The organism is Granulibacter bethesdensis CGDNIH1, from assembly GCF_000014285.2.
Lineage (GTDB): Bacteria > Pseudomonadota > Alphaproteobacteria > Acetobacterales > Acetobacteraceae > Granulibacter > Granulibacter bethesdensis.
Window position 1 is genome coordinate 1,931,226 of record NC_008343.2, and the last position, 16,998, is coordinate 1,948,223.

At 59.3% G+C, this 16,998-nt stretch carries 15 protein-coding genes; 5 read left to right on the forward strand and 10 right to left on the reverse strand.

Annotation, left to right across the window (positions count from 1 at the left end; all coding sequences use genetic code 11):
* The first annotated feature begins 2 nt into the window (after positions 1–2).
* Both GBCGDNIH1_RS21070 and GBCGDNIH1_RS21075 read left to right on the forward strand, forming a co-directional pair.
* Positions 3–959 (forward strand): GDP-mannose 4,6-dehydratase, encoded by a 957-nt coding sequence (locus GBCGDNIH1_RS21070; RefSeq protein ID WP_025318697.1) that lies wholly within the window; start codon positions 3–5, stop codon positions 957–959.
* A 2-nt stretch (positions 960–961) separates the two neighbouring features.
* Entirely contained in the window at positions 962–1,438 is a 477-nt protein-coding gene (locus tag GBCGDNIH1_RS21075) for a YbaK/EbsC family protein (RefSeq protein WP_025320251.1), read from the forward strand.
* A gap of 33 nt (positions 1,439–1,471) precedes the next feature.
* Here GBCGDNIH1_RS21075 and GBCGDNIH1_RS21080 read toward each other — a convergent pair whose 3' ends face one another.
* Entirely contained in the window at positions 1,472–1,678 is a 207-nt protein-coding gene (locus GBCGDNIH1_RS21080; RefSeq protein ID WP_043454224.1) for a DUF4169 family protein, read from the reverse strand.
* Positions 1,679–1,850: 172 nt separating this feature from the next.
* Here GBCGDNIH1_RS21080 and GBCGDNIH1_RS21085 point away from each other — a divergent pair, with 172 nt between their 5' ends.
* Both GBCGDNIH1_RS21085 and GBCGDNIH1_RS24885 read left to right on the forward strand, forming a co-directional pair.
* On the forward strand, positions 1,851–2,003 hold the full coding sequence (locus GBCGDNIH1_RS21085; protein WP_011632421.1) for a DUF3309 family protein: 153 nt from the start codon (positions 1,851–1,853) through the stop codon (positions 2,001–2,003).
* A gap of 453 nt (positions 2,004–2,456) precedes the next feature.
* Positions 2,457–2,726: a hypothetical protein gene (locus GBCGDNIH1_RS24885; protein WP_125911031.1), complete on the forward strand. Its 270-nt coding sequence runs from the start codon at positions 2,457–2,459 to the stop codon at positions 2,724–2,726.
* A gap of 64 nt (positions 2,727–2,790) precedes the next feature.
* Here GBCGDNIH1_RS24885 and GBCGDNIH1_RS21095 read toward each other — a convergent pair whose 3' ends face one another.
* On the reverse strand, positions 2,791–3,678 hold the full coding sequence (locus GBCGDNIH1_RS21095; RefSeq protein WP_025318694.1) for an S-methyl-5'-thioadenosine phosphorylase: 888 nt from the start codon (positions 3,676–3,678) through the stop codon (positions 2,791–2,793).
* A 275-nt stretch (positions 3,679–3,953) separates the two neighbouring features.
* Here GBCGDNIH1_RS21095 and hemF point away from each other — a divergent pair, with 275 nt between their 5' ends.
* Positions 3,954–4,853, forward strand: a complete 900-nt coding sequence (gene hemF / locus GBCGDNIH1_RS21100) for an oxygen-dependent coproporphyrinogen oxidase (RefSeq protein WP_011632424.1) — start codon at positions 3,954–3,956, stop codon at positions 4,851–4,853.
* A gap of 48 nt (positions 4,854–4,901) precedes the next feature.
* On the opposite strand, the gene GBCGDNIH1_RS21105 is transcribed toward hemF, so the two are convergent.
* The 8 genes from GBCGDNIH1_RS21105 to GBCGDNIH1_RS21140 all read right to left on the reverse strand — a co-directional run bounded on the left by GBCGDNIH1_RS21105 (position 4,902) and on the right by GBCGDNIH1_RS21140 (position 16,949).
* Positions 4,902–6,488 carry a DHA2 family efflux MFS transporter permease subunit gene (locus GBCGDNIH1_RS21105; RefSeq protein ID WP_011632425.1) on the reverse strand — a complete coding sequence of 529 codons (1,587 nt, stop codon included), beginning with the start codon at positions 6,486–6,488 and terminating at the stop codon, positions 4,902–4,904.
* Entirely contained in the window at positions 6,485–7,744 is a 1,260-nt protein-coding gene (locus GBCGDNIH1_RS21110; RefSeq protein WP_011632426.1) for an HlyD family secretion protein, read from the reverse strand. Before GBCGDNIH1_RS21110 ends, GBCGDNIH1_RS21105 begins: the two co-directional genes overlap by 4 nt.
* Positions 7,745–7,865: 121 nt before the next feature.
* On the reverse strand, positions 7,866–10,598 hold the full coding sequence (locus GBCGDNIH1_RS21115) for a nitrate reductase (RefSeq protein ID WP_011632427.1): 2,733 nt from the start codon (positions 10,596–10,598) through the stop codon (positions 7,866–7,868).
* Positions 10,595–10,942 (reverse strand): nitrite reductase small subunit NirD, encoded by a 348-nt coding sequence (gene nirD / locus GBCGDNIH1_RS21120; RefSeq protein WP_011632428.1) that lies wholly within the window; start codon positions 10,940–10,942, stop codon positions 10,595–10,597. Before nirD ends, GBCGDNIH1_RS21115 begins: the two co-directional genes overlap by 4 nt.
* A 6-nt stretch (positions 10,943–10,948) precedes the next feature.
* The gene (gene nirB, locus GBCGDNIH1_RS21125; protein ID WP_011632429.1) at positions 10,949–13,417 is read right to left on the reverse strand and encodes a nitrite reductase large subunit NirB; all 2,469 of its coding nucleotides are present in this window, start codon (positions 13,415–13,417) and stop codon (positions 10,949–10,951) included.
* Positions 13,418–13,439: 22 nt separating this feature from the next.
* Positions 13,440–14,684, reverse strand: coding sequence for an MFS transporter (locus GBCGDNIH1_RS21130; RefSeq protein WP_050748551.1), 1,245 nt, complete (start codon positions 14,682–14,684; stop codon positions 13,440–13,442).
* Positions 14,685–15,021: 337 nt separating this feature from the next.
* A complete protein-coding gene (locus tag GBCGDNIH1_RS21135) occupies positions 15,022–16,281 on the reverse strand; it encodes a CmpA/NrtA family ABC transporter substrate-binding protein (RefSeq protein ID WP_198353659.1) in 1,260 nt (419 codons plus the stop codon).
* Between the two features lie 29 nt (positions 16,282–16,310).
* Positions 16,311–16,949, reverse strand: a complete 639-nt coding sequence (locus tag GBCGDNIH1_RS21140; RefSeq protein WP_011632432.1) for an ANTAR domain-containing response regulator — start codon at positions 16,947–16,949, stop codon at positions 16,311–16,313.
* Positions 16,950–16,998: the final 49 nt, after the last annotated feature.

Sequence of the window (16,998 nt, forward strand, 5' to 3'; positions counted from 1 at the left end):
CCATGACGGGAATAGCCCGGATTCTGGTCACCGGTTCCGGGGGGTTTGTCGGGTCGCATCTGCTGCCGATATTACGGCAGTCTTTCCCGCAGGCCGTGTTCGATGCTCCGCGTCTGTCTGACGGCTTCGACATCACCGATACCGTCGCGCTGGAGGCACGCATCGCCGCTTTCCAGCCGGATGCCTGCATCCATCTCGCTGCCATTGCCGCACCTGTGATCGTCCGTCAGAACCCGGATGCCGCATGGAAGGTCAATCTCCATGGCTCACTGGGTCTGGCCAATGCGATCCTGAAGCATGTGCCGGGCTGCGTGCTGCTGTATGTCTCGACGGCGGATCTGTATGGAGCCTCGTTCCGCAGCGGTATTCCGCTCGATGAAAACGCCCCCCCTGCGCCGATGAACCTGTATGGCGCGACCAAGGCCGCTGCCGATCTGGCACTGGGGGCGCTGGCCGGCGAAGGGCTGCGGGTCATCCGTGCCCGCCCTTTCAACCATACCGGCCCCGGTCAGAGCGAGGATTTCGTCCTGCCGGCCTTTGCCGCCCAGATTGCAGCCATCGAGGCCGGACGGCGCCCTCCGCTCATCTCCGTCGGCAATCTGGATAGCTGGCGCGATTTTCTGGATGTGCGCGATGTCTGCGCGGCCTATGTCAACATGCTGACCCATGCCGACCGGCTGGTTCCCCCCGGCAGCAAACAGGCGCCGATTTTCAATATCGCTTCCGGTACCTCCCACCGGATTGGTGATCTGCTGGACCGGCTGCTGAGCCGGAGCCGGGCTTCCATCCGCACCGAAACAGACCCGTCCAGACTCCGCCCCGCCGATATTCCCCATGCGGAAGGCAATGCCACGCTGGCGCGCTCTGTGCTGGGTTGGGTGCCTCGTATTGCGTTGGAACAGACGCTGGGCGATCTGTTGGACGATTACCGGCATCACCACATTCCAGACAACGGGTGATCATGAGCCTCGCCAGCGTCCGTGCTTTTCTGGCTGCTCACGCTCCCGACATCCAGATTCTGGAAATGCCGGACAGCACCGCAACTGTTGCACAAGCCGCCGCAGCCTTCGGTGTAGAGCCAGGCCAGATCGCCAAAACATTGGCATTCCTTGTGGGAGGACAGACCCTTATTCTCGTCGCACGCGGCGATGCGCGGCTGGATAACCGCAAGATACGCACCCGCTTTGGCGGCAAGCCGCGTATGCTGCCGTTGGAAGACGTGGAGCCGGTGACTGGTCATCCGATCGGCGGTGTCTGCCCTTTTGGACTGAGTCAGTCTCTGCCGGTGTATTGTGACCGCTCTCTTCTTGGCTTTGCAGAGGTTCTGCCTGCGGCGGGTTCCCCCAACAGCGCAGTACGGATCGCTCCGGAACGGCTGGCCATCCTGACCAATGCGGAATGGGTCGATGTCTGCGCGGAAACACCCAACGTCGATTGATCAGGACAGGGCGGGTGATCAGGACAGGGCGGGTTATTCGCTATCCTCGTCCGTCCCTTGCGGATCGCACGCCAGCCTTGCCCCATCCAGCAGGGCCTGACGACGCGCTTCCTGCTGCGCATCCCGGGCCTTTTCCGCGACCGGGCGTCCGAACAGAACACGGCGGCGCGCTGCCTCCCCGGCTTTCTGCTCCTTCATCATCCGTTTGCGGACAGTCCGTAAATTGATGATCTCAGCCATATCAGGCCCCATTTTTCCCACAGGCCCCAAATTTCTGACCGATTTCATGGCCGATGACACTTCAGCCACGCAACGAAAATGGCGGCATTACGTTGAGGCATGACGGATCCCCGTCACAACATCCGGTCGTCATTACGATCCAACAGGCTGCAAAAGGAAGAACATACGCGCCATGAGCACCATTCTCCTCATCATCCTGATCCTGCTTCTCGTCGGTGCGCTGCCGACATGGGGCTACAGCTCCGGCTGGGGTTACTTCCCTTCCGGAGGACTGGGGTTGGTGCTGCTGGTTGTCATTATCCTGCTGCTGATGGGCCGGATCTGACGGCTTGACTGATTGCCGCATTGGCACTGCGCCCGTTCATCTTCCGAACAGCGCGGTGCCATCGGCATCATAGATGGGCTGCCATGAACACGCCCTGCCTCCGACATGTTTTTGCCGTAAGGGCATACATACTGGCGAAATGAAACGAAGGCACAACACATCGTTTCGTTTTCAACAGGATGACCCATGCGTATATCGTCACGCAGTCTCGCGGCATTTGCAGCCGCAGCATTTTCATCGCTCCCCATCCTGCCGGGCATAGCGCGGGCAGAGGACACCGTCAGCCATAGTGATCTGGCATCTGTCCAGCGGAGCGTTGATGATCTGTCCCATCAGACATCTGAGTCCATTTCCAATCTGAGGAGAGAGGTGTCTTCCAATTACGACAGTCTGCATAATGAAATTTCCAGCCTTTCTCACCAAATGGAAACATTGAACAGTGAGCACCGGAGTATGAGTCAGGACATGGTTGATCCTCGATCCGCCATGAACTCGGAGGTCTCGCATTTTGCAGCCAGCATCAAGGAAGACATCCTGAAGAGCGTGAATGCGCAAAATGCACGGCGGAATGCAGCTGCTCCCGATCAGGCCACTATCAACAAGATGGTGAAAAAAGCTCTGACCGATAATCCGGCCCTGCTTCGTGCTGCTCTGGCTTCCCTGAAACAGGGTGGCAATGACGAAACAGGAAGCACCCCCAGAACCCCACCTGCCAGCAAGTAATTTTCATACAAAAAAGGCCGGGCATACACCCCGGCCTTTTCCAGTTTTCCGAACAGTCTCCGGCTCAGGCAGCGCGGAGCATGCGACCCGCGACGGCATCCAGCTTTGCCATCAGGGCGGGATCCCGATGATCTTCCGGTGTGGTGATCGCGAAATCCAGCGCACGGTCACATCCGGCTTCACACGGCCCACGCTCCTGCCCCAGCACCGGCACCACCGCCTGCACCAGCGCACGCGCCTTTTCGGCATTGCCGCGCAGAACACGGATCACCGCATCGACCGTGACATGATCATGATCCTCATGCCAGCAATCATAATCGGTCACCATCGCGACAGTGGCGTAACACATCTCCGCCTCACGGGCGAGTTTGGCTTCCGGCATGTTGGTCATGCCGATCACGCTGCATCCCCAGGACCGGTACAGCTCGCTCTCTGCCCGCGTAGAGAATTGCGGCCCTTCCATGACCAGATAGGTGCCGCCACGCGCATAAGGCAGCGAAAGGCGCTTTGCCGCCTGCTCCACCACATCGCCGATACGCGGGCAGACCGGATCAGCCACAGAGACATGGGCCACACAGCCATCACCGAAAAAGCTTTTTTCACGGGCAAAGCTGCGATCAATGAATTGATCGACGATCACAAAATGTCCGGGCGGCAGCTTCTTTTTCAGGCTCCCGACCGCGGACAGAGACAGAATATCGGTACAACCGGCGCGCTTCATCGCATCTATATTGGCACGGTAGTTCAGATGGCTCGGCGAGAGGCGATGCCCGCGGCCATGACGGGGCAGGAACACGCATTGCACGCCATCCAGAGTGCCGAACAGAAGATCATCCGAAGGCAGCCCCCAGGGGGTCTCCACCCGGCGCCATTCCTTGTTCTCCAGACCGTCAATGTCATACAGCCCGGAGCCGCCGATGATGCCGATAACCGGCTGAATACGCTCTGCCATAATAATGCCCCCCGTCCCGCAGGATGTAATACCGGGCGTATCCGCCACGGTGCGCCTCGTGTTAGGGGGCAAAGGCCGCTGGAATCAACCGCACACGGCAAAAATTCTCTTCTGTCGACAGGGGGGCAGACAATGGGTGGTGGCTCAGAATCTGGGCAGAGTTCCTCCTGCGTAGGTGATTCTACCGTCTTGCCGCCGGCTCTCCGCCATGCGACCCCTTTGGGAGCAAGAAGGCCGGATGCCTATTATCCAGAGCATATGAGGACGCTGCCAGCATGACCGATACCGTTACAGCCCCCCCCCACGAACATCTGAAATCGGCGGCAAGGCTCTGGTTCGAATCCCTGCGTGACCGGATCTGTGCCGCGTTTGAAGCCATCGAGGATGATCTGCCCCCCGCCGCCCCGTTCGGCGATCTGCCGCCGGGCCGGTTCGAGCGGCAGCCCTGGGACCGCCCTACCTCTGATGGGAGCCCCGGCGGGGGTGGGGTGATGAGTGTCATGCGCGGCCGCGTGTTCGAGAAAGTCGGTGTGAACGTCTCTACCGTCTGGGGAGAGTTCAGTGAGGATTTCCGACGCCAGATTCCGGGCGCGGAGCATGATCCGCGTTTCTGGGCCAGCGGGATCAGTCTGGTGGCGCATATGCGCAGCCCGCATGTGCCGGCAGTGCACATGAACACCCGCATGCTGGTAACGACCAAAGGCTGGTTCGGCGGTGGCGGCGATCTGACGCCGATGTTTCTGGACACACCGGAAACGGCGGAAGACCGGGAAAGCTTCCACGCTTCCTATCGCGCTGCCTGCGATGCGCATGACCCGGCGCTGTATCCGAAATTCAAGCAATGGTGCGACGAATATTTCTTCCTGCCGCACCGGGGGGAGCCACGTGGTGTAGGCGGTATTTTCTTCGATCACCACAACACCGGCAATGCCGAGGAAGACTTCCACTTTACCCGCGATGTCGGGGAGGCGTTTCTGAATGTCTATCCCGCCATCGTGCGCCGCCGGATGGAGCGCCCATGGACCGAGGCCGAGCGCCATCACCAGCTGGTCAGACGCGGCCGCTATGTGGAGTTCAACCTGCTGCATGATCGCGGCACGCTGTTCGGCCTGCGCACCGGTGGAAATACCGAGGCGATCCTGATGAGCATGCCGCCGGAAGTCCGCTGGCCCTGATCAAATGAAAAAGGCGGAGGATCATCCCCCGCCTTTTTCTTTCCCGCTTCAGTGTCCCGGCATACCACCACCGCCCTTGGTGGAGGAAAAGAGGAAACACACCGGAATGGTCGCAAAGGACAGGATCGCGGTCATACCGAAAATATCCATATACGCCAGAATCGCCGCCTGCTGCTGAAGAGTCTGGTAAGCAATACCGGCGGCCTGCTGCATTGCCTCCCCCGCATTGGTGCCGAGATTCACCAGCCCCTGCTGCACATGCTGAAGATAGTCGACATAAGGCTGCTCCAGCGGTGTCATATGCGGCTGAAGATGCGCCATCCGCACCTGGCTACGCTCGGTCACCAGCGCCGTTGCGGCAGAAATACCGATCGAGCCTGCGAGATTGCGGAACATGGTGAACAATGCGGCGCCATCCGCATTCTGCTCTTTCGGCAGGGTGATATAGGTTACAGTACTGATCGGTACGAACAGGAAAGCCAGACCGACTGTCTGGGCTGCCCGCATCATCATCAGCGTCCGGAAATCGATGTCCGGCGCGATATGGTGCGAATAAACCAACGCCAGACCCAGCAGGGCAAAGCCCAGCATGATGACGAAGCGCGTCTGCACATATTTCATGATCCGCCCGACAAACGGGATCAGGATAGGCACCACCAGCGCCCCAGGCATCAGCATCAGACCGGCCCATGTGGCGGTATAACCAAGCCTGGTCTGCACCAGTTGCGGCAGCAGCACGGCACTGGAATACAGCACCATCGCCATCAGGAAGATGGTCAGACAGCCGATCGCGAAATTCCGGTCCGCCATCACCCGGATATTCACCACCGGGTTCTTGGCATGCAGCAGCCAGAACACCGTCCCCACCAGCCCGAGAAAAGCCAGCAAGGAGAAAAGCCGGATGAACCCGGATCCGAACCAGTCGAGATCCTCTCCACGATCCATCACCACCTGCAAGCAGCCGAAGCCGATCGTGATGAGCGACAGACCGATATAATCGACGCTGCGTTCTCCTTTCTGTTCACGCTCCAGCCAGGGAGGATCTTCAACCAGCGCCGCAACAGCGAAGAAGGTAAAAATGCCGACCGGCACGTTAATCAGGAAAATCCATTGCCAGGAGAAATTATCCGTCAACCACCCGCCAACGGTCGGCCCCATGACAGGGGCCAGAACTGTTGCAATGGCCACCACACCGAATGCCGCTCCGCGTTTGGCAGGCTCAAACGTGTCGAGCACGATGGATTGCTGACTGGGCTGAAGGCCACCGCCAAAAAATCCCTGAATCAGCCGGAACAGGATCAACTGCCACAGAGAGCCGGCAATACCGCATAAAAAACTCGCCAACGTGAACATGGCAATGCAGATCAGGAAATATCGTTTGCGCCCGATGATGCGCGCAAACCACCCTGAAATCGGCAACACGATGCTGTTCGCCACGAGGTAGGAGGTCAGCGTCCACGTGCTTTCATCGTTGGAGGCCGACATCGCCCCGGCAATATGCGGCAGGGCGACATTGACGATGGTGGTATCCAGCACCTCCATGAACGCTGCCAAAGTCACGGCGATAGCAATCAGCCACGGATTGGCACGCGGTTTCCAGCCTGCGGCCTGATCCGCTACAGCCGCCCCGCTCATGGTGCTTCCGGCACCTTGACGGGGGCCGTCACCGGAGCAGCATTGCCCGGCGGGATATGACCGACCGGACGGGCTTTCTCGGGCAAGGGCGGGCTGTTCTCCGGCGTGCTGGACAGATCCACCACCGGCTCTACCGACAGACCCAGCGGAATTGGCAAGGATGGGTCAATCCCGCGGTCAATGCGGATCTTGACCGGCACGCGCTGCACGATTTTCACGAAATTGCCGGTCGCGTTCTCCGCCGGGAAGGCCGTGAAGCGGGAGCCTGATCCCTGCTGGATGCTGTCGACATGGCCTTTCAGATTCAGCCATGGATAGGCATCAATGCTGATATGGACTTTCTGGCCGGGCCGCATACGGGTGAGCTGCGTTTCCTTGAAATTGGCCACAACCCAGATTTCCGGTGAGACCAGCGACATGATCTGTGTGCCAGTCTGGAGGAAATTGCCTTTCTCGACATTCCGCTTCGTCACCCATCCATCCTGCGGTGCAACGATGGTGGCGTATTCAAGATTCAGCTTTGCCTGTTCCAGTTGCCCTTCAGCCTGCCTGATCTGACCTGCCAGCTGATCCACTCTCTGCCCGGTTTCATTGATATTGGCCTCAACCGGCATGGCCTGCTCGATCGCCGCCTGAGCCGAGGCAAGCTGGGCCTGCGCCGCACGCAGCGACGCGGTGGAGGCATCAATCGCCTCCTGTGTCGTCGCAGCGCGGGCCACGCTGTGCTGACGCCGGTAATCGGTCTGCGCCCGAAAAAGCTGAGCCTCGGCCTGCTGCTTCTGCGCCTTCGCGGCATCCAGCTGGGCCGGGAAGTTTTTCTTCGCAATCTCCAACTGATAATGCGTGGCCGCATGCTGGGCGCGAACCATGGCCAACTGACCTTCCGCCACTTCGACCGCCGCCCGATAGGGCCGGGGATCGAGCCTGACCAGCACCTCACCCTTATGAACGAACTGGTTATCGCGAACATTCAGATCGACCACATAACCGGCCACCTGCGGCGAGATCATCACCGCCCGGCCTGATGTGTAAGCATCATCCGTGCTTTCGAGATCGCGATGGGTGTACCAGTAATACACACCGCCCGCGACAATCCCCAGCAATGCCAGAATCAGAATCACCCTCACCAGGGGAGAGCGCTTTTTCGTGGCGCGGCCCTGCGGCTGGCTGCCCTGGGGTTGGCTCCCCTGGGGTTGCGCATTGGAACCACCCTGCCGGGCCGGGCTGTCTGACGCCGTGTTCACGTCATCGGGCATGGATTGCCATCCTCACGCACTTGATCGAACAAAACTGCGTCAGACATAGAACTGAACGGTTCGGTCAGCAAGCAAGGAAGCCGGAAGTCTCCTCCCGGCCTTTCGCACGACTGCAATGCGATTATGCAGCGACCGTTGCAGGCGTGCCTGCTGCGTGGCGTTCGATCAGGATGCGGATCTCCGCCCGGCAGGAACCGCAATTGGTACCCGCCTGAAGCGCCTGACCAACGGAGTCCACCGTGTGGCATCCGCCGGCGATCGCCGTCTTGATCTGTGTGGCACCCACACCAAAGCAGGAGCAGACGATAGCGCCACGATCCACACTGCCTTTGCCGGGCCTGCCTGCAATGACGATGAAGCGGCGCAGGGGATCGGTAAAATCTGCCTCCAACTGCTCCGCCGCCCAGCCTCGCGCTACACCCACAGGCTGCTGATCCACATAGAGCGCACCGGTCAGGCGTGCCCCGTTAAACGCGGCATAGCGGGCCTGACCGGTTCTGGCATCGACATAGGACAGGTTTTCTCCGTCTTCATGCGCTCTGCCGATAAGAGAAGCGGCAAAGCCTGCCATATCTGCCGGAGCCTCGGTAAAGGCACATTCCAGCCTCCATCCACCCGTACAGCGGCTGATGGCCCAGTAATCAGGCGCATGTCCGATCTGTTCCCAGTCCGGAGGCTGCTGAAGCACTGCGAAACCATAACAGGCCGGCGCATAAGGCTCGATCCGCGCCGCAACATTCTTGGAGGCAGGCTGGCCGGAGACCGGATCAATCAGGTCCGGCACCAGAGCATCCACGCGGGCGCATGAAGCGAACTGGTCGGTCCAGTGCATCGGCACGAACAGCATTCCCTTTCTTTGCCGTGGCGACAGTAAGGCCCTCACCACGATACGGCCCAGTGCGGTCCGGACAGAGACCAGATCAGCCGCCGCGATACCGAGCGGAGCCGCATCGTCAGGATGGATTTCGACGAACGGCTCGGCCAGATGCTGAGAGAGGCGCGGGCTTTTGCCGGTACGTGTCATGGTGTGCCACTGATCGCGGATACGGCCGGTATTCAGCACCAGTGGCCACGCGGCATCCGTTTGCACCGGAAGAGAGGGCGTGACGGCGATGAAGCGGGCCTTGCGATCCTCGGTAAAGAAACGGCCATCGGCGAAGAAGCGACCATCCTGCCCCACTGTTCTGAAGGAAGAGTTTTCCTTCAAAGCAGGCCATAAGACCGGTTTCAGCGCCTCAAAATCCGCATTGCCGATAGTGGCCAACGCACCGATATCGAAATCCCGCCGCCCCTCATTCCCCAGTGCCGACAGGGCGGCATGCTCGGCGAAAATTTCGGCGGCATTGCTGTAGGAAAAAGCCTCTGCAAACCCCATCCGTGCCGCCACATCACACAGGATGCGCCAATCTGCCCGCGCTTCGGCCGGGGCTGGCAGGAAAGCACGCTGGCGGGAGATGCGGCGCTCGGAATTGGTGACGGTGCCGTCCTTCTCCCCCCATGCCAGCGCAGGCAGCGCTACATGAGCGTGGCGCATCGTATCCGTGCTCGCCAGCACGTCGGAGACAACGACGAAGGGACAGGCCGCAATGGCTTTCTGCACCGCATCCGCATCCGGCATGGAATCCACCGGGTTGGTGGCCATGATCCACAGGGCCTTGATGCGGCCATCCGCCACGGCGTGGAACAGATCGACCGCTTTCAGCCCTGCTTTCTCCGGCATGCGGGGGGCATTCCAGAACAGCCCGACCAGAGCGCGATGCTCGGGATTCTCGATCTCCATATGCGCGGCCAGCATGTTGGCCAGGCCGCCAACCTCCCGCCCGCCCATCGCATTGGGCTGGCCGGTGACAGAGAACGGACCCATGCCGGGACGGCCAATACGCCCTGTCGCCAGATGACAATTGATGATGGCACTCACTTTGTCAGTGCCGCAGGAGGACTGGTTGACGCCCTGGCTATACACCGTCACCGTTTTCCCGGTCGTGGTGAACAGGGTGTAGAATGCCTCCCTCTCCGCGGCCTCCAGCCCCGTCATCTGATCCAGCATATCGCGATCCAGTGCGGAGGCCGCTGCCAGCGCCTCGGCAAAGCCGGAGGTATGGCGCGTGACATAGCTCTCATTCACCTGCCCTGCCGCGGCCAGCCAGGCCAGCAGACCGGCAAACAGCGCCGTATCGCCATCAGGACGGATCGGCAGATGCAGATCGGCAATATCCGCCGTCATGGTACGGCGCGGATCAATCAGCACCACGCGCATCTCCGGCCGTGCCGCCTTTGCCGCCGCCAGACGCTGGTAAAGCACCGGGTGACACCAGGCCAGGTTGGAGCCGGTCAGCACCACCAGATCCGCGCATTCCAGATCCTCATACAGTCCAGGCACAGTATCCGTCCCGAAGGCACGGCGATGCCCGGCCACGGAAGACGCCATGCACAGACGAGAATTGGTGTCGATATTCGCCGAACCGATGAAACCCTTCATCAGCTTGTTGGCGACATAGTAATCTTCCGTCAGAAACTGGCCGGAAACATAAAACGCCACGCTGTCCGGACCATGCTCGGCAATGGCGCGGGAGAAACCTTGCGCCACATGGTCCAGCGCCTCATTCCAGCCCACCTGCTGCCCGTTGATCATGGGATGCAGCAAACGTCCGTCCAGATCCACCGTCTCCATCAGGGCAGACCCCTTTGAGCAGAGACGGCCGAAATTCGCCGGATGCTTCGGATCGCCCCGCACGCTGCGTGTGCCATCCTCCGCCTGCTCCACGATCACGCCGCATCCAACCCCGCAATAAGGGCAGGTCGTGGCAACAGAATTCCGTGATAAGGATGCCTCCCCCTGCTGCGCAATGGTCATGCGGCTTTACTCGCCTGCATGGCCAGCGCATCTGCCGACAGAAACAGGCGACCTTCGTGTTCACGCAGCTTGTAAACCGGCACGCTGCCTTCATCCGCACCCTGTGCCTGCCCGGTCTCCAGAGAAAAAACCCAGTTGTGCAAAGGACAGGTGATCGAATGATCATGTACGATCCCTTCACTCAGCGGGCCGTTGCGATGCGGACAGGTGTCGCCAATAGCGAACACCCGGTTATTCATGGTGCGGACAATGGCGATTTTTCCAACCGGCGTCTGCACACAGCGCGCACCCCGCAGCGGAACGTCCTCGATCCCGCCGATTTCGATCCATTCAGGTGAGGTCATGACCGCTTACTCCGCCGCGTTCATTATGCCGATGGAGGCCATCGGTTTGAATTCATGCTTGTCCTTGCCGGACACACGCTCCGACCATGGATCGACCTGGGCGAATTTCTGGGAGAACACGAAACGCTCGAAATAATGACGACGCCGTTCCTTGTCTTCCAGAACCTGCTTGCGGATTTCAGGAATCCCGACGCGCCTGGTCCATTTGTAGATGCGCTCCAGATAACGCGCCTGTTCCCGGTACATCTGCACCAGTGCGACAATGACTTCCAACGCCTCGTCTTCATCCGGTACCAGACCAAGCACTTCCGTGCCACGGATATCGAGGCCGGCGGCTCCGGCAAAGTGGATTTCATATCCGGAATCCACACAGATGACACCGACATCCTTGCAGGTCGCCTCGGCACAGTTACGCGGGCAACCGGAGACCGCCATCTTCACTTTGGCAGGCGTCCATGACCCCCACATGAATTTTTCGATGCGGATACCGAAACCGGTTGAATCCTGTGTCCCGAACCGGCACCAATCGGAGCCGACACAGGTTTTGACCGTGCGCAGACCTTTCGCATAAGCATGGCCGGAGACAAATCCCGCCTTGCCGAGATCAGACCAGACGGCAGGCAGATCTTCCTTACGAATGCCCAGCATGTCGATACGCTGACCACCCGTGACCTTCACCGCCGGAATAGCAAATTTATCGACCACATCGGCAATCGCCCGCAACTCCGCAGCACTGGTCATGCCGCCCCACATGCGCGGCACCACGGAATAGGTACCGTCTTTCTGGATATTGGCATGCACACGCTCGTTGACGAAGCGTGACTGGTAATCATCGGCATATTCATCAGGCCATTCACAGACCAGATAATAATTCAGTGCAGGACGGCATTTGGAGCAGCCGCAGGATGTTTTCCACTCCAGCTCCTGCATCACGGCGGGGATGGTCTTCAGACCCTTCGCGCGGATCAGGCGGCGCACATCATCATGCCCCAGCGTGGTGCAGCCACAGACAGGCTGTACCGCCGCAGGCTGATAGGCATCCCCCAGCGTCAATGTCATCACCTGCTCCACCAGACCGGTGCAGGAACCGCAGGATGCCGATGCTTTCGTATGCGCCCGCACATCGTCGAGCGTAGTCAATCCTTTCGTCTGAATGGCGCTCACAATCACGCCCTTGCATACGCCGTTGCAGCCGCAGATCTCTGCGTCATCCGGTAAGGCTGCAACGGCCGCCGTAGGGTCCAGCGGGGTGCCTCCCTGATAGGCCTGACCAAAAATCAGCGTATCGCGCATCTCGCTGATATTGGCCGCTTTCTTACGCAGATCGTTGAACCATGCCCCATCGGAGGTGTCTCCGAACAGGACGGTGCCGATGATGCGCTCGTTCTGGAGAATGACACGCTTGTAAACACCTGCCGCCGCATCGCGCAGAACGATTTCCTCACGATCCTCTCCATCGGCAAAATCACCGACCGAGAACAGATCGACACCAGTGACTTTCAGCTTCGTCGCCGTTTCGCTGTGTACAAAACCGCTGGTGGGCTGGCCAGCCAGAACGGCAGCCGCCACGCGCGCCATATCGTAAAGAGGTGCCACCAGACCATAGGTACGACCATCGACCTCGACACATTCTCCCAGAGCGAGAATGTCAGGATCGGAAGTCAGCATAGTCGCATCGACCTTGATCCCACGCCCGACTTCCAGCCCGGCCTGCTTCGCCAGCCATGCATTGGGAATGATACCAGCCGCTACCACGACCAGATCAGCCGGAAGCTCCGTCCCGTCCGCCAGCGTGACCGAGCGTACATGGCCGCTGTCATCATGATTGAAGATTTTGGTATTCGCGCCGGTGATGACATGAATACCTTTTGATTCAATCGCTTTTTGCAGCAGATAGGCGGAAGCGCTGTCCAGCTGCCGTTCCATCAGCGTTGGAGCAAGGTGCAGTACCGTGACATCCATGCCCTGTGCATGCAGACCCGCCGCGGCCTCCAGCCCCAGCAGACCACCACCCAGTACGACCGCCCGTGGCAGCACACCCGCTTTCGACTGCGCCGCCAGCATCATCGCCTGCACATCATCCAGATCGCGATACGTCAGCACGCCCGCGAGATCACGACCAGGGATCGGCGGAATGAATGGTACGGACCCGGTTGCAATCACCAGACGATCATAGGATTCCACAACACCATGATCAGAGGTAACGGTTTTTGCCGCCCGGTCGATCTCGACGATCTTATGCCCCTTATAGAGGGTGATACCATGATCAATATACCAGCCATCGCCATGGATAATGATCTGCTCATAGGTTTTTTCACCGGATAGAACAGGCGAGAGCATGATACGATCATAATTCACCCGCGGCTCGGCATTGAAGATAGTGACTTCGTACCGATCCGAAGCCTGTTCGAACAGATGTTCCAGCATACGGCCTGGCGCCATGCCATTGCCGATGATGACAAGTTTTTCAGTCATGATTCTGATCCAGTCAAAAATCTTATTGTGCAGCTTGCAGGATCATCGACTGACGGCGCATGGCCCGGATCGCAGCATGCATCCATATCATCGAGACAAGAACAACAACAAACAGAAGCATAAAGCAGCTCTGCCACGATCCTGTCTGATCCTTCAGAAAACCGAAGATGATCGGAAAGATGAATCCGCCCAGACCACCGATCAGGCCGACGATACCTCCAACAGCACCGACGGAATCCGGATAATAGCTCGGCACATGCTTGTAGACAGCGGCCTTACCCAGGCTCATGACGAAACCGAGCACGAAAGCAACGATCACGAAGATGACGGGACCAATCCCGGCGACGCCTCCTCCTGCATGGGCAGGAAAGGACAGGATCAGGGTCGCCAGCGCAGCAACACCGAACATCGCATACAGCACACGACGCGCACCGATCCGGTCAGACAGAATACCGCCATACGCACGGAACACGCTGCCGGGAATGGAATAACATGCGGCCACGAGACCCGCCGTTTCCAGATCCATGCCATACACGCCGACCAGATAACGCGGCAGCCACAGCGCAAGTGCGACGAACCCGCCGAAAGCAAAGAAATAATAAAGGCTGAACCGCCAGACCTGCACATGACGCAGCGGCGCGAATTCATCCCGGAAGCGGCCCCGGCGCTGAGCACGCTGCGGCTCATCAGAAGTAAGAAACCAGAAAGCCCCCGCCGTCAGCACCAGCGCCACCGCCCAGACTGGCGGCACAGCGCGCCAGCCCCAACCCGCCACAACCAGCGGGGCCAGCAATTTCGTGACCGCCGCACCGACATTCCCGGCTCCGAAAATACCCAGTGCTGTGCCCTGCTTCATCTGCGAGAAGAAGGGCGAGACATAGGACACGCCCACCGCGAAAGAACCACCGGCAATGCCAATTCCAAGCCCGGCCAGCAGCATAGTTTCATAGCTATGTGCAAAGGACAGCAGCAGCGTCGCAACGGCAGCAGTCAGCATAACGGCAACATACACCGCCCGCCCGCCCCAACGGCTGGCCCAGATGCCCAGCAGCAGGCGTGACAACGAACCGGTCAGAATGGGTGTGCCGAGCAGCAGGCCGAACTGCGTTTCGGTCAGATGCAGTTCCTGCCTGATCTTGACACCGATAATGGCGAAAATGGTCCAGACTGCAAAACAGATGGTGAAGGCAAACGTCGACATCCAGAGCGCACGCGAAGCACCGTCACGCGGCTCGGCCGGAAGCAGGGAGGCAGTTCCATTGGTCATCTGGCTCTCCAATCACGGAGCCGCTACGCCGACAGGTATGGTGCCGGAATCGTCAGGCGGCTGCGCCATGAAACAAAATCGCTCAAGGGAGAAGACTCAGCGCCTGCAAAGCAGGACACGGCCCCTCCGTTCTCCGGCGTCTTTGCCTGGATGCGTCCGCCTTTAGACGCTGACCGCGCTTCCTGCCTTCATTGGCCAAGCACATGTCTTGAAGCCAATATACAAATCCATGCCTGCCATGTCGCGCAGTTTTTAGCCTAAAAGCAACGCTATTTTTATTTTTAAGACAAAAAATGCCTTATTTTTATCTTTTATAACTTTAAAAAAAGGCAATTGATTAAATTTTAGTCTTTTGTCGCGCAATATAATCCTCGATATGATCCGGATCAAACAGCTCGCCATCGAAGAAACCGTCCGGTCCCAGTGTCAGACCAGCCAGATTGGCCCCCACCGGAGTGGGCCTGGTTAACGCGCCCTCCACCTTTGCATTGGCTCCCGGCAGCGGATAGCCCAATCCGCTGACTGCCGCCCGATACAGATCGGGACAATAGGTATTGGCGGCAATCACTGCATTGTCCGCGCTGTGTTCCAGATAGCTCCAGCGCGCCAGTTGTGCATAAAACCACATGGCATGGCTTTTCCAAGGGAATGTAGCGGCCCGCGCAAAAGGCACGAAGAAATCCGGCACCGACACCGCCCGGCTGCCATGACCGCCGGGCACGATCTCTCCATCCAGCGCTGCCATCATCCACATGGCCGGCTGACCGACATATGTCTCCCGCGCAAGAATCCGGGCCAGATCGGCGTGATGATCACTGTCGGCACACCACAACGCCGCTCTGGTCATGGCCCGTAACAAAGCAGTCAAAGCCTCAGGATTTTCACGCGCCCAGCCGGCATGCACACCCAGCACCTTTTCAGGACTTGAACGCCAGATAGCCGCCTTGACGGTGATGATCCGACCATGTCCCCCGACAACAGAGGCGGTGTTCCACGGCTCGCCGACGCAATACCCGTCGATCCCACCGCCCCTCAGCGCATCCGCCATCAAAGGAGGCGACAAAACCACGATTTCAATATCGCGGTCCGGCATGATCCCACAGGCTGCCAGCCAGTAGCGCAGCTCGATATTATGCCCGGAATAGGCATGCACGACGGCGAAACGGAGTTTCTTCTGTCCCCGCATCGCCCGATCCGCGACCACAGCAGCCAGCGCCCGCCCCTGCATGGCAGGGTCGAACACATCCCCGCCACTGGCTGCCACTCCGGAATCCTGCATTGCCTGCCACAGGGAAACGCTGACGGTGACTGCATTTCCACCCAGTCCCAGCGCCATCGGGACGATGATCTTCTGGTTCCATGGTGTCAGACCCAGATTGCAGGCAATCGGCATGGGGGCAAGCATATGCGCCGCCTGAAAATGTCCGACCGCCATCCTGTCGCGGATATTCGCCCAGGAATTCTCCCTTACCAGAGTCAGATTGACGCCTTCCTGATCGGCAAATCCACATTCCAGCGCAGCAATCAGAATAGCGCTGTCCAGCAGTGGCATGAAGCCGGCAGTCATCCGGTATGGGGCCTGTTGATGATGCTTCACGGATCCTGCATCAATCTCTGGTAGGGCACTCATTTCTCCGCCCCTTTTTTCTTTGAAACGGCAGACGGTTCATCAGCCTCTGGATCGAGCAGATCGATAGCCGTCAGCAGACTGTGTGCAATATCTGCGATCTTGCGGTTCTGGTTCATCGCAGTCCGGCGCAGCAGGGCATAAGCGGCATCCTCGCTCAATCCCCGGCTTTTCATCAGCAATGCCTTGGCCTTATCTACCAGACGACGGCTTTCCAGCGCACCCCGCGCCTCATCCAGCTCCCGCTGGAGGCGGGAATAAGCGTTGAAACGACTGATCGCCATATCCAGAATCGGCTTGATGCGTTCCTGCCGCAAGCCATCCACCACATAAGCCGAAACACCGGCCTCCACCGCGGCCTCAATGCCAGCCTGGTCGGAGCTGTCCACGAACATCGCCACCGGCCTGCGTACGGAGCGCGAAAGGCGAAACATTTCCTCCAACATATCACGCTGAGGATTGCCGAGATCAATGACGATGACATCCGGCGCAGCAACCGCAATTGTTTCCGCCGCTGCGGCAACGTCATGCAGCACAGTGACGCGATCATGGCCGCCTTCCCGCAGCCCTGTCTCGATGATGGAGGCGCGGATACGGTCCTCGTCTATGACCAGAATGGATAGGCTCGGCTTCTGCATGCCGCCTTATATGCAATGCGCCCAGTCTCGTGGCCAGAGGGAAGACGCC

What these genes read in the sequence shown, in the direction of transcription:
- GBCGDNIH1_RS21070 (WP_025318697.1), top strand. Translation starts at nt 3, where the DNA reads ATGACGGGAATAGCCCGGATTCTGGTCACCGGTTCCGGGGGGTTTGTC.
- GBCGDNIH1_RS21075 (WP_025320251.1), top strand. Translation starts at nt 962, where the DNA reads ATGAGCCTCGCCAGCGTCCGTGCTTTTCTGGCTGCTCACGCTCCCGAC.
- GBCGDNIH1_RS21080 (WP_043454224.1), bottom strand. Translation starts at nt 1,678, where the DNA reads ATGGCTGAGATCATCAATTTACGGACTGTCCGCAAACGGATGATGAAG.
- GBCGDNIH1_RS21085 (WP_011632421.1), top strand. Translation starts at nt 1,851, where the DNA reads ATGAGCACCATTCTCCTCATCATCCTGATCCTGCTTCTCGTCGGTGCG.
- GBCGDNIH1_RS24885 (WP_125911031.1), top strand. Translation starts at nt 2,457, where the DNA reads ATGAGTCAGGACATGGTTGATCCTCGATCCGCCATGAACTCGGAGGTC.
- GBCGDNIH1_RS21095 (WP_025318694.1), bottom strand. Translation starts at nt 3,678, where the DNA reads ATGGCAGAGCGTATTCAGCCGGTTATCGGCATCATCGGCGGCTCCGGG.
- hemF (WP_011632424.1), top strand. Translation starts at nt 3,954, where the DNA reads ATGACCGATACCGTTACAGCCCCCCCCCACGAACATCTGAAATCGGCG.
- GBCGDNIH1_RS21105 (WP_011632425.1), bottom strand. Translation starts at nt 6,488, where the DNA reads ATGAGCGGGGCGGCTGTAGCGGATCAGGCCGCAGGCTGGAAACCGCGT.
- GBCGDNIH1_RS21110 (WP_011632426.1), bottom strand. Translation starts at nt 7,744, where the DNA reads ATGCCCGATGACGTGAACACGGCGTCAGACAGCCCGGCCCGGCAGGGT.
- GBCGDNIH1_RS21115 (WP_011632427.1), bottom strand. Translation starts at nt 10,598, where the DNA reads ATGACCATTGCGCAGCAGGGGGAGGCATCCTTATCACGGAATTCTGTT.
- nirD (WP_011632428.1), bottom strand. Translation starts at nt 10,942, where the DNA reads ATGACCTCACCTGAATGGATCGAAATCGGCGGGATCGAGGACGTTCCG.
- nirB (WP_011632429.1), bottom strand. Translation starts at nt 13,417, where the DNA reads ATGACTGAAAAACTTGTCATCATCGGCAATGGCATGGCGCCAGGCCGT.
- GBCGDNIH1_RS21130 (WP_050748551.1), bottom strand. Translation starts at nt 14,684, where the DNA reads ATGACCAATGGAACTGCCTCCCTGCTTCCGGCCGAGCCGCGTGACGGT.
- GBCGDNIH1_RS21140 (WP_011632432.1), bottom strand. Translation starts at nt 16,949, where the DNA reads ATGCAGAAGCCGAGCCTATCCATTCTGGTCATAGACGAGGACCGTATC.